The following is a 13996-nucleotide window of genomic DNA, read 5'->3' as shown; positions in this document are numbered from 1 at the left end:
CTTCTGCCCCAGACTGTCGCCATGTCCCTGATCCGCTCCACCCTCCACATGCTCTGGATGGGCATCACCGTGATCCCCTACACCCTGGCCGTGCTGCTCACGCGCTGGCTGGGAGGTTCGCCGCAGCGCGTGTATGCCGTGGCGCGCGCCTGGCTCAAGCTGTCGGTGGACAGCGCGCGCGCCATCATGGGCATGCGCTACCGGGTGCAGGGCATGGACAACCTGCCCACCGATCCGAAGCAGGGCGTGGTGCTGCTGGTCAAGCACCAGTCCACCTACGAGACCTTCCTGATGCCGGCCATCATGCCGCGACCGCTGGCCTATGTGTTCAAGAAGGAGTTGCTCATGGTGCCCTTCTTCGGCTGGTCCATCGGCAGCCTGGACATGATCCACATCGACCGCAAGCACGGCTCGCGCGCCTTCCACAAGGTGGTCGAGCAGGGCAGGCGCCTGCTGGCCCAGGGCACCTGGGTCATCATGTTCCCCGAGGGCACGCGCATCCCGCGCGGCGAAAAGGGCGAGTACAAGACCGGCGCCACGCGCCTGGCCATCATGACCGGCGTGCCGGTCGTGCCCATCGCCGTCACCTCGGCCAAGTGCTGGCCCCGCAAGGCCTTCATCAAGACGCCGGGCATGGTCGATGTCTCCATCGGCAAGCCCATCGCGTCCGTGGGCCGCAAGCATGACGAACTCATGCAAGAGGTCGAGCAATGGATCGAGGCCGAAATGCGCCGCCTCGACCCCGAGGCCTACAAGGGCTGAAGCCTGCGGGGCCGGCATGGCGAACGCGGCGCAGCGCATCCTGGACTGGCTGGTGCCGCCCGCCATCGATAGCGTGGACGGCCGGTTGCAACCGCGCCGCGCTCCCGCAGGCGCTGCGCCGACCCCGGCGTCGCCCGAGGGCCTGCCGGTACCCTCCGATGCCAACCGGCAGGCCGTGCTCCAGGGGCAGGTGCTGCACTACCGGCTGCAGCGCTCGCGCCGGCGCACCATAGGCTTCACCATCGGTGCGCAAGGGTTGGTCGTCAGCGCGCCCGCCTGGGTGGACATGGCCGCCGTCGGGCAGGCGCTGGAGGCCAAATCGGGCTGGATACTGCGCAAACTGCGCGAGGCCGGGCAGCGCCAGGCCACGCAGCAGGCGGCACGCATCCGCTGGGAGCATGGTGGCGAGGTCGGCTACCTGGGCCGCCCCCTGGTGCTGTGCCTGACGGGGGGCGATGCCCAGCCGCTGCGCACACGCCAGACACACCGCGAGCAGGCGGCCGATGGCGGCCAATCTCTGCACCTGCCGCTGGCACCGGGCGCTTCGGCGGCCGAGGTGCGTGCCTGCGTGCAGGCCTGGATGCTGCGCGAGGCGCGCTCCTGGTTCACCGCCAGCCTGCAGCGCCATGCGCCCTTGCTGGGCGTGCAATGGACCAGCCTGCGCCTGACCAGCGCGCGCACGCGCTGGGGCAGTGCCAACACGGCGGGCGCCATCCGCCTGAACTGGCGGCTCATGCAGCACGCGCCCGAGGTCATCGACTACGTGGTCGTGCACGAGCTGTCCCACCTGCGCCACATGGACCACAGCCCGCGTTTCTGGGCCACGGTGGCCGGCGTGCTCCCCGGCTGGCAGGCGCAACGCCAGGCGCTGCGCGACAAGCTGCTGCCGCCCTGGGAGTAGGCGGGGTGGATGCGGGCGCATGGGGTGGACAGGACGGTTATTCTTGCCGTGCACACAACCGCGTCCTACTCAGAAAGCCCATCCATGACCGCAAGCTCTCCCTTTCCCGCCGCCATTGCCCTGACCGTCCAGCCCGCGCAAGGCTATGCCGGCGACATTCCGGCCGAACTGGCCTGGCAATGGCAGCAGTCCGGCGAGGCCGTGCTCGTCGATGTGCGCACCGACGCGGAGCGCGAATGGGTGGGCCGCGTGCCCGGCGCCGTGGCCGTGGCCTGGAAGCAATGGCCCTCCATGGCCATGAACCCCGACTTCGACAGCCAGTTGCGCGCCGCCGTGCCGGCCGGCGGCAAGGTCGTGCTGCTGTGCCGCAGCGGCGTGCGTTCGGTCGCGGCGGCCCAGCGTGCCGCCCAGCTGGGCATCGAGGCCTACAACATCCTCGAAGGCTTCGAGGGCGATGTGGACGCCAATGGCCAGCGCGGCCATGTCGGCGGCTGGCGCCTGCGCGGCCTGCCCTGGCGCCAATAGCGCATCACACGCTCCAGGCTCGGCGCAGCCCGAACTCCTGCAAGACGGCCTGGGTATCGGCCCCCAGCGCGGGCGGCACCAGCGCCCCGGCATCGCGGACCTGTCCCGGCAAGCGTGGCAGCGGCAGTCCGGGCCATGCGCAGCCGGGCGGCGTGCGCTGGAACAGACCCTGGCTCAGTGCCTGGGGGTCGTCCACCAGGTCGCGCGGCTGGCGTACCCGACCGAACAGGATGTCGTGGGCCTGGAAAAGCCTCTCCCAGTGGGCCAGCGGCTGGCCCGCCAGGGCTTGCGCCAGGCGCGCCGACAGGGCGCGTGCATGCGGCAGGCGCCCCGCGCTGGTGCGCAGTCGCGGGTCCTGCCGCCAGTCCTCGAAGCCCAGCACCTCGCACAGGCGCGTGAACATGGCGTCATCGAGCATGCTCACGTAGAGCGTTCCGTCGGCCACGGGAAACAGGCCCGTGGGCGCGTTGAAGGCGGCCGCCTCCGCATCGGGGAACATGGCGTCATCAACGATCAGGTAGGACTGCAGGGCCGCACAGACCTGCAGCATGGACAGCTCCAGATGCCGGCCCCGGCCCGTGCGCGCGGCCTTGAACAGCGCCGCCGTGGCGCACTGCGCGGCATAGAGGGCCGTGGCCAGGTCGGCCAGCAGCAGGCCGATGCGGTGCGGTGCACCCGTGGCCGGGTCGCGGTTGGCATGCATGAGGCCGGCATAGGCCTGCATGGTGGTGTCCAGAGCCGGCAGCCGGGCCAGCGGCCCCTGGCTGCCGTAGCCGGAGATGGACAGATAGACCTGCCGTGGATTGAGCGCGGCCAGTAGCCCGGGATCGGCACCCATGCGCGCGGCCACGCCAGGGCGGAAGTTCTGCACCACCACGTCGGCGCGCGCGGCCAGCGCCTGGAGGTCGGCGCGGCCCTCGGGCGTGCGCGTGTCCAGCACCACGCTTTGCTTGCCCGCATTGCAGGCAATGGCGATGGCGGTCTGCCCGTCGCCGCGGCTGCGGCCCATCTGGCGGCTCCAGTCGCCGCCGGGTGGCTCGATCTTGATCACCCTGGCCCCCTGCTGGCGCAGCAGCAGGCCGCAGTAGGGGCCCGCAACGCCCTGGCTCAGGTCCAGCACGGTGATGCCGGACAGCAGCGGATCGTCGTCGATGGAAGGTGCTTGCATCAGAAATCCAGGATGACTTTGCCGACGGCGCGGCGGGACATGGTGGTGTCGATGGCCTGCAGCCATTGCGCCAGCGCAAAGTGCCGGGTGCGCGGCGGTGCGATGGCGCCGCTGGCGACGGCGGACGTGATCTGCCCGACCATGTCCTGGACGGCGCCGGCATGCTCGGCGCGCTCGTCGGTCAGCCCCCAGCCGATGTAGCGCCCGTAGTTGAAGCCCCGCACGGCCAGGTTCTTGACCAGCAGCAGGTTGGCGGGGATCTGGGGAATGCGCCCGCTGGCGAAGCCGATGACCAGCAGGCGCGCATCGGGCGCCGCGCAGCGCAGCGAGGCGTCGAACAGGTCGCCGCCCACGGGGTCGAAGACCAGTTGCACCCCGCCTGCGGGGCACAGATCCTTGACGGCCTGCGCCAGCCTGGCGGGGTCGGAGGGCAGGGCGTGGGCTGCTCCATGGGCCAGCGCGGCCAGGCGCTTTTCCCCGGTGCTGGCCGTGGCGATGACGCGCGCGCCCAGATGGCTCGCGATCTGTACCGCCGCCATGCCCAGGCCGCCGCTGGCGCCATGCACGAGCAGGTTGTCTCCCGGTCGCAGCCGGCCCGCCCACTGCAGTGCCGACCAGGCCGTGGCATAGGTGATGGGCAGGGCGGCGGCCACGGCCAGGGGCACGGCGTCGGGCAGGGCGTAGACGGTGTGGGCCGAGGCCACGGCCTCCTGTGCCAGCGCCCCCCAGTCCAGCGCGGCGATGACGCGCTGGCCAGGCCGCAGATGGGCGACGTCGGGCGCGGCCTCCAGGATCTCGCCGGCCACCTCGGTGCCGGGGGTGAAGGGCAGGGGCGGGCGCCGCTGGTAGGTGCCGGCCACGAACAGGCTCAGCGCAAAGCCGATACCCGCGTGCCGCACACGAATGCGCACCTGGCCGGGCAGCAGGGCAGGCCGTTGCAGCGTCTGCAGCACGAGCTCGCTCCAATGGCCCCAGTGGGTGCAGACAAGCGCCTGGTAGTGATCGGCCATGGGCCTACTCCAGGCGGATGTCGAGGTCACGCACCAGTTGCGCCCACTTGGCCCGGTCGGCGCGCAGCGTGGCGGCAAAGGCCTGGGGCGTGCTGCCCACGGGCTCCAGATTCAGTCCATGCAGCCGTTGCACGATCCCGGGCTGACGCACCAGCCGGGCGACTTCGCTCGACAACTGCCCGGTGATGGCCGATGGCGTACCTGCCGGAAGCAGCAGGCCCATCCAGGCATCGGGCTCGAAGCCCTGGTGGCCCAGCTCCAGGAAGGTCGGCACCTGCGGCAGCAGCGCCGAACGCTGCGCGCCCGTGATGGCCAGCGGCAGGATGCGCCCGGCCTGCAGCAGCGGCATGGCGGTTCCCACGGCGATCAGGCCCAGCGGGACATGGCCCGCCGCCAGGTCGTTGCCCAGCGGTACACCGCCCTTGTAGGGTGTGTGCGCCATCCGCAGCCGGGCCTGGCGCTTGAGCAGCTCGCCCAGGATATGGCCCGTGGTCCCCACGCCATAGGAGCCGTAGGCATATTGGTCCGGCGCCGCCGCGATGGCCTGCACGAGGCTGTCCAGGTCGCGGTGCGGCGAGGCGGCTGGCACGGCCAGGATCACGCTGGACCTGGCCACCAGGCCCACGGCCTCGAAGTCGGCGATCGGGTCGTAGCCGATCTGCGGGTACAGGGCCGGGTTCTGCACATGGGCCGTGAAGGTCAGCAGCGCGGTATGGCCGTCGGCGGGGGCCTTCGCGACGAACTTGGTGCCCGTGGTGGTGCCCGCTCCCGGGCGGTTGTCCACGACCACGGGCTGGCCCCAGCGCTCGGCCAGTCCCTGGCCCAGCAGGCGCGCCACGGCGTCGTTGACATTGCCGGCCACCGAGGGCACGACGATGGTGATGGGCTTGTATGGATAGGCGACGGGCGTGGCCGCCATGGCCGCCGGGGCGAACAGCCCCGCGCCTGCGCACAGGCCGAAGCGGCGGCGCGTGATGGCCGCCTTCTGCGATGGTTGCCGCATGTCTCGTCTCCTGGTGTTCGGGGGCCTGGCACGGCGCGCCGGCAAAAGCCAGTCTAGGTATCCCGTTGGCGCGCTGGTATTCCTTGCTGGAAACTTGGAATGCCCGCCGGGCATGCCTGGGCGCATGCCGGCTTTCACGAGGGACCGGCACATGCGCATCGACGATCTGGAGCTTTTTGTCGCCGTGGCCGAGCACGGCAGCCAGCAGCGCGCGGCCGAGGCCCGCGGCCTGTCCCAGTCGGCGCTGTCCAAGGCCATGGCGCGCCTGGAGGCCGAGGCCGGCCTGGCCTTGTTCGAGCGCGCGGCCAAGGGGCTGGCACTGACGCGCGCGGGCGAAGGGATGCTGGCCCATGCGCGCGCCGTGCTCCAGTCCATGCAGGGGCTGCGCAGCGCGCTGGACGCGCAGCGCGCCAGCCGCGCGGGCCAGGTGCGCCTGGGCTCCATCCCGTTTCTGATGCCATCCCTGGTCTCGCCGCTGCTGGCACGGTTTTTCGTGCAGCGCCCGTTGGCGACCTTCTCGATAGAGACCCACCTGAGCGCGCGCCTCATGGCCTTGCTGCGCCAGGGGGACATCGACCTGGCCCTGGTGGCCGTGCCCGCCCAGCTTCCCGCGGAAGTGGAGTGCAGCCTGCTGGGCCCCATGCGCATGCAGGTCGTGGCGCGCGAGGACCATCCACGGCGCGCCATGCTGCGCGGCTGGCCGGATCTGGCTGGCGAACGCTGGGCCATGCCCGCGGCATCCCTGTACCTGCGCCAGTGGCTGGACGAGAAGTTCGCCCTTGCGGGGCTGGCGCCGCCCCGCGTGGCGGTGGAGAGCACGGCCTCCCCCGTGGCATTGGCCCAGCTGCTGCGCCAGTCCGATCTGCTGGGCCTGATGCTGTCGCGCGTGTTGCGGCAGCCCGAAGGCCAGGGCCTGGCCGCCCTGGCGGGCGAGGGCATGGCCTGGAGCCATGGACTGGCCGTGTGCTGGCGCCGTGCCAGCCAGCCGTCGCCGTTGTGCCTGGATTTCCGCGAGGCGGTCATCCAGTGGTGCCGGGAGCACGGAATATGAACGTCAGCGCGCCGGGCGGTTGAAGTCCATGGCGGCGGCCCGTGCCTGCACCATGTCGACCAGCGCCTGCGCGGGTCCGGACAGGGCGGCGGGCGAGCGCATGGCCAGCAGCAGGCGCCGTCGCGTGTCGATGCCGGACAGCGGGCGCAGCCGCAGCGCGCGCGTGACCACATGGGGCAGGCTGGCGGCGCGCGGCAGGATGGCCACGCCCAGGCCGACCGAGACCATGTGGCACATGGCGTCGAAGCTGCGCACCTGGATGCGGACCTTGACGGGCCGGTTCGCCGCCTCGGCCTCGGCCGCGATGCGGCGCATCAGCGAGGTCGAGCGCGCCAGGCTCACGAGGTCATGCTCCAGCGCGGCGGCGAAGGGCACGGGCGCGTGGTCCGGGCCATCGAGCGCATGGCCGCGCGGCACGACCAGCACCAGTTCGTCCACGTCGCAGACTTCGGCGTGCAGCCCCTCCAGGGCCGTGTTCTCGCCGACGATGGCCAGTTCCGCCGCGCCGCTGAGCACGGCGCGCGCGGCGTCCTCGCTGAGCGCATCCTCCAGGTCCACCGATACGCCCGGGTGGGCGGCCGCGTAGTCGGCCAGCAACTGGGGCAGGAAACCCGCGAAGGCCGAGGCATTGGCCCACAGCCGCAACTGGCCCGTGGCGCCGCCGCGAAAGTCATCGATGGCCAGCGCCAGCTGCTCCAGCCGGGCCACCACGTCCACCGCATGGTGGTACAGGCTTTGGCCGGCGGGCGTGGGCACGACCCCGCGCTTGCTGCGCACCAGCAGGTGCACGCCGCAATGCTGCTCCAGCTCGGCCACGCGCTTGCTGGCCGCAGCCAGGGACAGGCCCAGCGCGCGCGAGCCCGCCGTCAGGCTGCCCGCATCGACGACAACGATGTACAGGCGCAGTGTGAGCAGATCGAAACGATGCAGGTTGATCAAGACCCATCCTTCAGGAAAATCGAAGGATATCTCAACGAGATACGACTTTGCACAGGCCCCGTCGGGGCCAAGAATGCGCGCATACCAAGACAAGGAGACAAGAATGAAGCGACGCTTTCTTCGCCAGGCCGCCAGCCTGGCCACCCTGGCCTGCCTGTGCGCAGGCACGGCATGGGCCCAGGCCTATCCGGCCAAGTCCATCACCCTCGTCGTGCCCAACCCGCCCGGTGGCGTGGTGGACACGGCGGCGCGCCTGGCCTCCGATCCGCTGACGCGCCTGCTGGGCCAGTCCGTGGTGGTGGACAACCGGGGCGGGGCCAGCGGCAACATCGCCTACCAGATGGTGGCCCGCGCGCCCAAGGACGGCTACACGCTGCTGGCCTCCTACTCGGCCTACCACGTGGGCAATCCCGCGCTGTTCCCCAAGCTGCCCTGGGCCCAGTCCGAGCTGGCGCCCGTGGGCCTGATCGTGGCGGCCACCAACGTGATCGCCGTCCACCCCTCCGTGCCCGCGAACAACCTGCAGGAGTTCATCGCCTACCTGCGCAAGAACCCGGGCAAGGTCAACTACGCCTCCCAGGGCAATGGCTCGCTGTCGCATGTGGGCACGGCGGTTTTCGCGCAGACCACGCAGACGCAGATCACCCATGTGCCCTACAAGGGCTCCGGTCCGGCCATCCAGGACGTGCTGGCCGGGCAGGTGCAGATGTTCATCACCACGCCGCCCTCCGTGCTGGGCCATGTGCAGACCGGCAAGCTCAAGGCCCTGGCCGTGACCAGCAAGAAGCGCCATCCCATGCTGCCCGACGTGCCCACCACGGCCGAGGCCGGCCTGCCCGGCTTCGAGCTGGAGGCCTGGGTGGGTCTGTTCGCGCCCGCGGGCACGCCGCCCGAGGCCATCGACAGGCTGTCCACCTCGCTCAAGACGGCGCTGGAGTCGCCCGACGTGCAAAAGCGCGCGGCCTTGCAGGGCGTGGAGCCGCGCTTCCTGGGGCCGCAGGCACTGGCCGCGCTGGTGCAGCGCGAGACCGATCACTGGGGAAAAGTGATCAAGGCCAACCACATCACCATGGATTGATGCGAGGCACCCCCTGAGGCGCTTTGCGCCTTCCCCCGTTGCACGGCGCCCTCTCTCGCTTCGCGGGAGGGGGACGACACCCTTGGTGCGGGGCGGCGCGGCCGGCCCAGGCCCTTCCTCGGTGTCTCTGACTTTTGGACGCGCCAGCTTTATGTCCGGCGCCATGGAGAACTGATATGACAGAAAAAACCCATTTCCGCATCGGGCAGATCGTGCCCAGCTCCAACACCACGATGGAGACCGAGATCCCCGCCATCCTGCGTGCGCGCGAGGCGGTGGCGCCCGAGCGCTTCACCTTCCACTCCAGCCGCATGCGCATGAAGAAGGTGACCAAGGAGGAACTGGCCGCCATGGACGCCGACAGCGACCGCTGCGCGCTGGAGCTGTCGGACGCGCGCGTCGATGTGCTGGGCTATGCCTGCCTGGTGGCCATCATGAGCATGGGCAACGGCTACCACCGCGTCTCCGAAAAGCGCCTGCACCAGCGCACCGTGGACAACGGCGGCCCCGCGCCCGTGGTCACCAGCGCCGGCGCCCTGGTCGACGGCCTGCATGCCATCGGCGCGAAGAAGGTGGCGCTGCTGGCGCCCTACATGAAGCCGCTGACCAAACTGGTCATCGACTACATCGAGAACGAAGGCATCGAGGTGGTGGACAGCATTTCGCTGGAGATCGCCGACAACCTGCAGGTCGGTGCCCAGGATGCGCGCGCGCCCATCGAGATCACGCGGCGCCTGAACACCGCCAATGCCGATGCCGTCATCGCCTCGGCCTGCGTGCAGATGCCCTCGCTGCCCTCGGTGCAGCCCATCGAGGACCGGGTCGGCCTGCCGGTGCTGTCCTCGTCGGTGGCGACCACCTACATGATGCTCAAGCGCCTGGGCCTGCCGACGGCCGTGCCGGGCTTCGGTGCATTGCTCAGCGGCAGGTACTGAGCCAGTCCGCCAAGCAAAAAGGGCCGCATTGCGCGGCCCTTGTCATTGAAGCGTCCGGATCACAGCGCGGGGATGCGCAGCTTCTGGCCGGGGTAGATCTTGTCGGGGTGGCTCAGCATGGGCTTGTTGGCCTCGAAGATCACCGGGTACTTGTTGGCATCGCCATAGAACTTCTTGGCGATGGCCGACAGCGTGTCGCCGCGCACCACGTCGTGGTACTGGGCCTCGGGCTCGGGGTTGGTGACCGTCATCAGGTTGTCCACCGACTGCACGCTGGAGACGTTGCCGCAGCACAGCGTGACCTTTTCCTTGACGGCCTGCGTGGGAGCCGTCCCCTGCACCGTGACCTTGCCCTGCGAGCCGTCGAACTGCACCTTGACGTCGCTGACGCCCAGGTTCTGCGTGCCGATGTAGGTCTCTATGGCCTTGGCCGCCTTGGCATTCAGGTCTTGCGCAGGCTCCGCCGCCTGTGCGGCGCTGCCGCCGAACAGCTTCTCGCCGGCTTCCTTGATGAAACTGAACAGTCCCATGGGTGACTCCTGTTGGTGGGTGGAAAAAGGGAAAGGCCAATGTAACGCCTAACCGTGGCAGTCAATGCCGGTGCGCCGCGCGCCATCCGGATTTTTGACATTTGGGCGATCTTTGCGCTGGCGTCCTCGGTGAGTTGTCGTCCATGGCCGACGCCATCCTTTGGAAAACTCCGATAATCGCGCCCATGACTTTCCTGGCCATAGACATCGGCAACACCCGCTTGAAATGGGCGATGTACGACGCGCATCGGCCTGGCGCCACCTTGCTGGCGCACGGCGCGGAGTTTCTGGAGCACATCGAGCACCTGGCCGAAGGGCCGTGGAGCGACCTGCCCACGCCCACGCGCATGCTGGGCTGCGTGGTGGCCGGCGACACGGCGCGCAGGCGCGTGCATGACCAGATCGACATGATGCTGGGCTGGGATTTCGAGCCGCAATGGGCCGTGCCCGGCGCGGCCGAGGCCGGTGTCACCAACGGCTACGACTTTCCCTCGCGCCTGGGTGCCGACCGCTGGGTGGCCATGATCGGCGCACGCCACCACATCCTGCAGCGCGGGCCCGAGCGCCCCCTGATCGTGGTCATGGTGGGCACGGCCGTCACCGTGGATGCGCTGGACCAGCATGGCCACTTCATGGGCGGGCTGATCCTGCCCGGGCACGGCATCATGCTGCGCGCCCTGGAAAGCGGCACGGCCGGCCTGCATGTGCCCACGGGCGCGGTGACGCCTTTTCCCACCAACACCAGCGACGCGCTGACCAGCGGCGGCACGTACGCCATCGCCGGTGCCGTGGAGCGCATGTACCAGCATCTGTACATGCACTGCAGCATGGAGCCGGCCTGCGTCATGGCCGGCGGCGCGGGCTGGAAGATGGTGCCCAGCATGACGCGGCCCTTCGAACTGGTGGACAACCTGATCTTCGAAGGCCTGCTGGTCATGGCCCAGCGCCGCTGGGGCGATGCCAGCGGCATGGCGGCCACGGCGGTGAAGGCGGCCTGACCCGTCGGCCCTCGTGCACCGTGGTGGTGCGCGCAGGAGCGTGGAGGGCACGCCGCGTAACAGTTGATGACAGAAACAGGCCGGCCAGCACGCGTGCAATGGTCGCCTTTCATGGGGGAAGCGGCGACAGTGGATAATCCGCCGCAATGTCTTCCACCAATCACGTCATGGAACCGATTGCCGGTGTCGAGGCCCCGATCAAGGGGCGGCTGGGCGAACGCCTGCTTTCCGCCGGCAAGCTGAACGAGCGCGATCTGCAAAATGCCCTGCAGGCGCAGCAGGAGCTGGGTGGCTACCTGGGCCAGGTGCTGGTCCAGCTGGGCGTGGTGGCGGAGACCGACGTGGCCCAGGCGCTGTCCGAACAGCTGCAGCTGCGCTGGCTGCGCGCCGAGGAATTCCCCGACCTGCTGCCCGATGTGCCGGGCCTGCTGCCCAGCTTCCTGGATGCGCAGTGCGTCTGCCCCATCGCGCTGCAGGACGGCGTGCTCGAAGTGGCCATGTCCGTGCCGCAGGACCCCTTCATCAGCAAGGCGCTGCGCCTGGCCACGGGGCTGCAGATCAAGCCCGTGCTGGCGCTGGAGGCCGACATCCGCAAGGCGCTGTCGGAAGCCTCCCAGGAGCAGGCCGCCGAAGAGGGCCAGGACTGGGAGTCCGAGGCCACGGGCGGCGATTTCGTCGAGCATCTCAAGGACCTGGCCAGCGAGGCCCCCGTGATCCGGCTGGTCAGCGGCATCATCTCGCGCGCCATCGAACTGCACGCCTCCGACATCCACCTGGAGCCCTTCGAGGCCGGCCTGCAGGTGCGCTACCGCATGGACGGCGTGATCCATGCCGCCGAGCTCGTGCCGCCACGGCTGAGCGCCGCCGTGGGCTCGCGCGTCAAGCTGCTGGCCCACCTGGACATCGCCGAGCGCCGCCTGCCGCAGGACGGCCGCATCAAGACCCGCGCCAAGGGCCGCGAGCTGGATCTGCGCGTGTCCACCGCGCCCACGGTCCACGGCGAAAGCATCGTCATGCGGGTGCTGGACCGCGCCAGCGTGCGCCTGCGCCTGGAGACCATGGGCTTTGCGACCGACACGCTGGGGCGCTTCAACGAGCTGCTGGCCAAGCCCCACGGCATCGTGCTGGTCACGGGGCCCACGGGCTCGGGCAAGACCACCACGCTGTACGCGGCCCTGTCCAAGATCGACGCCGTCTCCAACAAGATCATCACCGTCGAGGACCCGGTCGAATACCAGCTCGACGGCATCAACCAGATCCAGGTCCATCCACAGATCGACCTGACCTTCGCCAACGCCCTGCGCTCCATCCTGCGCCAGGACCCGGACATCATCATGATCGGCGAAATGCGCGATGGCGAGACCGCGCAGATCGCCGTGCAGTCCGCGCTGACCGGCCACCTGGTGCTGTCCACGCTGCACACCAACACGGCCGCCGGCGCCGTCACCCGCATGCGCGACATGGGGGTGGAAAGCTATCTGATCACCTCCTCGGTCAATGGCGTGCTGGCCCAGCGCCTGGTGCGCACGCTGTGCCAGCAGTGCAAGCAGCCCGATACGCTGCCGGCCACGGCCATCGAAGGCAGCGGCCTCAAGCGCTTCATGAACGAGGGCTCGACCATCTACCGCGCCGTCGGCTGCGAGCACTGCCGGGGCACGGGCTACAAGGGCCGTACCGGCATCCACGAGCTGATGGTCATCGACGAACCGCTGCGCCGCGCCATCATCGAGGGCCAGGACGCCAACGCCCTGCATGCGCTGGCGGCCAGGAGCGGCATGCTCAGCCTCTATGAAGACGGCCTGCGCAAGGTGGCCTCGGGCGCCACCACGCTGGACGAGGTGCTGCGCGTGACCCAGGACCAGAGCGATGCCTGATTACAGCTGGGAGGCCGTGGACAGCCGCGGGCAGATGGTCAAGGGCACCTATTCCGCCGCGGCCGTGGCCGAGGTGGTGGTGCATCTGCGCAAGAGCCGGCTGTCGCCCATCAAGGTCGAGGAGGCCGCCGGCCTGGGCAATGTGCCGCTGGCGGCCCGCACGCTCAAGAAGGGCCGCATCAAGGCCGACGACATCCAGGCCATGACCACCGAGCTGGCCATCATGATGCGCGCCGGCCTGTCGCTGGACAATGCGCTCAAGGTGCTGGTGGAGATGAGCCACAAGCTGCAGATGCAGGCCATGCTCCAGTCCGTGCTGGAAAGCGTCAAGGCCGGCATGCCGCTGAGCCAGGCCCTGGGCAAGCACCACGACCTGTTCGGCGACTTCTATATCAACATGGTGCGCTCGGGCGAGGCCAGCGGCCAGATGTCGGGCGTGCTCAACCGGCTGGTGGAGCACATGGCACGCCAGCGCGCGCTGCGCGACAGCGTGGTCTCGGCCACCATCTACCCGCTGATCCTGCTGACCGTGGCCGTGCTCTCGCTGGTGGCCATGCTGGGCTTCGTGGTGCCGCAGTTCGAGCAGCTGTTCAACGACATGGGCGACGCGCTGCCCCTGCCCACGCAGTTCGTTATGGGGCTGGGCCATGCATTCCGCAGCTACGGCTGGGCCGTGTTCCTCGTGGCCGGTGCCCTGGGCTGGGTCTTTGCCCGCTGGGCCAGGAGCCCCAAGGGCCGGCAGACATGGCAGTCCTGGCTGCTGGGCCTGCCGGGCCTGGGTGGCGTGGTGCGCAAGTACCAGCTCACCTTGTTCAGCCGGTCGCTGGGCACGCTGCTGGGCAATGGCGTCACGCTGCTGACGGCGCTGCGCATCGCCAGCGACACGGTCTCCAATGTCGCCATCCGCGAGCGCCTGGAAAAGATGGGCCCCATGGTCAAGGAGGGCCATCGCATGGCCCATGCCGCCCAGAAAACCGGAGAATTCGAGCCCCTGGCCCTGAACCTGGTGCGGGTCGGCGAGGAAACCGGCCGCCTGGGCGACATGATGCTGGAGCTGTCCAACATATTGAACCGCGAGGTGGAAAACGCGATCAAACGCCTCCTGACCATGCTGGAGCCGGCGCTGATCCTGGTCCTCGGTATCCTTATCGCCTCCATCATCGTGTCGATCCTGCTCGGAATCCTGTCCGTCAACGATCTGGCCGTGTGATGAATCTGAATT

Annotated in this window: 14 protein-coding genes; 9 read left to right on the top strand and 5 right to left on the bottom strand. The window is 69.5% G+C overall.

All coding sequences use genetic code 11. From position 1 onward, the window contains the following. Nucleotides 1–21: 21 nt before the first annotated feature. The 3 genes from L1Z78_RS24400 to L1Z78_RS24390 all read left to right on the top strand — a co-directional run bounded on the left by L1Z78_RS24400 (nucleotide 22) and on the right by L1Z78_RS24390 (nucleotide 2188). On the top strand, nucleotides 22–762 hold the full coding sequence (locus L1Z78_RS24400) for a lysophospholipid acyltransferase family protein (protein WP_234638915.1): 741 nt from the start codon (nucleotides 22–24) through the stop codon (nucleotides 760–762). A gap of 16 nt (nucleotides 763–778) precedes the next feature. Further along, nucleotides 779–1663: a M48 family metallopeptidase gene (locus L1Z78_RS24395; protein WP_234638914.1), complete on the top strand. Its 885-nt coding sequence runs from the start codon at nucleotides 779–781 to the stop codon at nucleotides 1661–1663. A gap of 84 nt (nucleotides 1664–1747) precedes the next feature. Continuing rightward, nucleotides 1748–2188 carry a rhodanese-like domain-containing protein gene (locus tag L1Z78_RS24390; RefSeq protein ID WP_234638913.1) on the top strand — a complete coding sequence of 147 codons (441 nt, stop codon included), beginning with the start codon at nucleotides 1748–1750 and terminating at the stop codon, nucleotides 2186–2188. A 4-nt stretch (nucleotides 2189–2192) separates the two neighbouring features. On the opposite strand, the gene L1Z78_RS24385 is transcribed toward L1Z78_RS24390, so the two are convergent. Genes L1Z78_RS24385 through L1Z78_RS24375 form a run of 3 tightly spaced genes read right to left on the bottom strand, consistent with a single transcriptional unit; the run spans nucleotide 2193 to nucleotide 5369 of the window. Continuing rightward, entirely contained in the window at nucleotides 2193–3356 is a 1164-nt protein-coding gene (locus L1Z78_RS24385; protein ID WP_234638912.1) for a CaiB/BaiF CoA transferase family protein, read from the bottom strand. Beyond that, complete coding sequence (locus L1Z78_RS24380) at nucleotides 3356–4366, bottom strand: NADPH:quinone oxidoreductase family protein (RefSeq protein ID WP_234638911.1); 1011 nt, start codon at nucleotides 4364–4366, stop codon at nucleotides 3356–3358. Before L1Z78_RS24380 ends, L1Z78_RS24385 begins: the two co-directional genes overlap by 1 nt. Nucleotides 4367–4370: 4 nt before the next feature. Continuing rightward, a complete protein-coding gene (locus tag L1Z78_RS24375) occupies nucleotides 4371–5369 on the bottom strand; it encodes a tripartite tricarboxylate transporter substrate binding protein (protein WP_234638910.1) in 999 nt (332 codons plus the stop codon). 151 nt (nucleotides 5370–5520) lie between these two features. On the opposite strand from L1Z78_RS24375, the gene L1Z78_RS24370 reads away from it, so the two are divergent. Beyond that, on the top strand, nucleotides 5521–6420 hold the full coding sequence (locus tag L1Z78_RS24370; protein ID WP_234638909.1) for a LysR family transcriptional regulator: 900 nt from the start codon (nucleotides 5521–5523) through the stop codon (nucleotides 6418–6420). Nucleotides 6421–6423: 3 nt separating this feature from the next. Here the strand turns inward: L1Z78_RS24370 and L1Z78_RS24365 are convergent, their stop codons facing one another. Then, a complete protein-coding gene (locus L1Z78_RS24365; RefSeq protein ID WP_234638908.1) occupies nucleotides 6424–7359 on the bottom strand; it encodes a LysR family transcriptional regulator in 936 nt (311 codons plus the stop codon). Between the two features lie 103 nt (nucleotides 7360–7462). Here L1Z78_RS24365 and L1Z78_RS24360 point away from each other — a divergent pair, with 103 nt between their 5' ends. After that, nucleotides 7463–8437: a Bug family tripartite tricarboxylate transporter substrate binding protein gene (locus tag L1Z78_RS24360; protein WP_234638907.1), complete on the top strand. Its 975-nt coding sequence runs from the start codon at nucleotides 7463–7465 to the stop codon at nucleotides 8435–8437. A 176-nt stretch (nucleotides 8438–8613) separates the two neighbouring features. Continuing rightward, entirely contained in the window at nucleotides 8614–9372 is a 759-nt protein-coding gene (locus tag L1Z78_RS24355) for an Asp/Glu racemase (protein WP_275444451.1), read from the top strand. Nucleotides 9373–9431: 59 nt separating this feature from the next. On the opposite strand, the gene lysM is transcribed toward L1Z78_RS24355, so the two are convergent. Next, nucleotides 9432–9902 (bottom strand): peptidoglycan-binding protein LysM, encoded by a 471-nt coding sequence (lysM, locus tag L1Z78_RS24350; protein WP_234638906.1) that lies wholly within the window; start codon nucleotides 9900–9902, stop codon nucleotides 9432–9434. Between the two features lie 185 nt (nucleotides 9903–10087). Here lysM and L1Z78_RS24345 point away from each other — a divergent pair, with 185 nt between their 5' ends. From L1Z78_RS24345 to L1Z78_RS24335, 3 genes are all read left to right on the top strand, one after another. Continuing rightward, complete coding sequence (locus L1Z78_RS24345; RefSeq protein ID WP_234638905.1) at nucleotides 10088–10900, top strand: type III pantothenate kinase; 813 nt, start codon at nucleotides 10088–10090, stop codon at nucleotides 10898–10900. Between the two features lie 167 nt (nucleotides 10901–11067). Beyond that, nucleotides 11068–12774 carry a type II secretion system ATPase GspE gene (gene gspE / locus L1Z78_RS24340; RefSeq protein WP_234642254.1) on the top strand — a complete coding sequence of 569 codons (1707 nt, stop codon included), beginning with the start codon at nucleotides 11068–11070 and terminating at the stop codon, nucleotides 12772–12774. Then, a complete protein-coding gene (locus L1Z78_RS24335) occupies nucleotides 12767–13984 on the top strand; it encodes a type II secretion system F family protein (protein ID WP_234638904.1) in 1218 nt (405 codons plus the stop codon). The genes gspE and L1Z78_RS24335 overlap by 8 nt, the downstream gene beginning before the upstream one ends. The last annotated feature ends 12 nt before the right edge of the window (nucleotides 13985–13996 follow it).

It is taken from the genome of Delftia tsuruhatensis (genome assembly GCF_903815225.1).
GTDB classification, from domain to species: Bacteria; Pseudomonadota; Gammaproteobacteria; order Burkholderiales; family Burkholderiaceae_C; genus Comamonas; species Comamonas tsuruhatensis_A.
The sequence above is the reverse complement of the archived record's forward strand: the minus strand, read 5'-3'. Positions and strand labels throughout refer to the sequence as shown.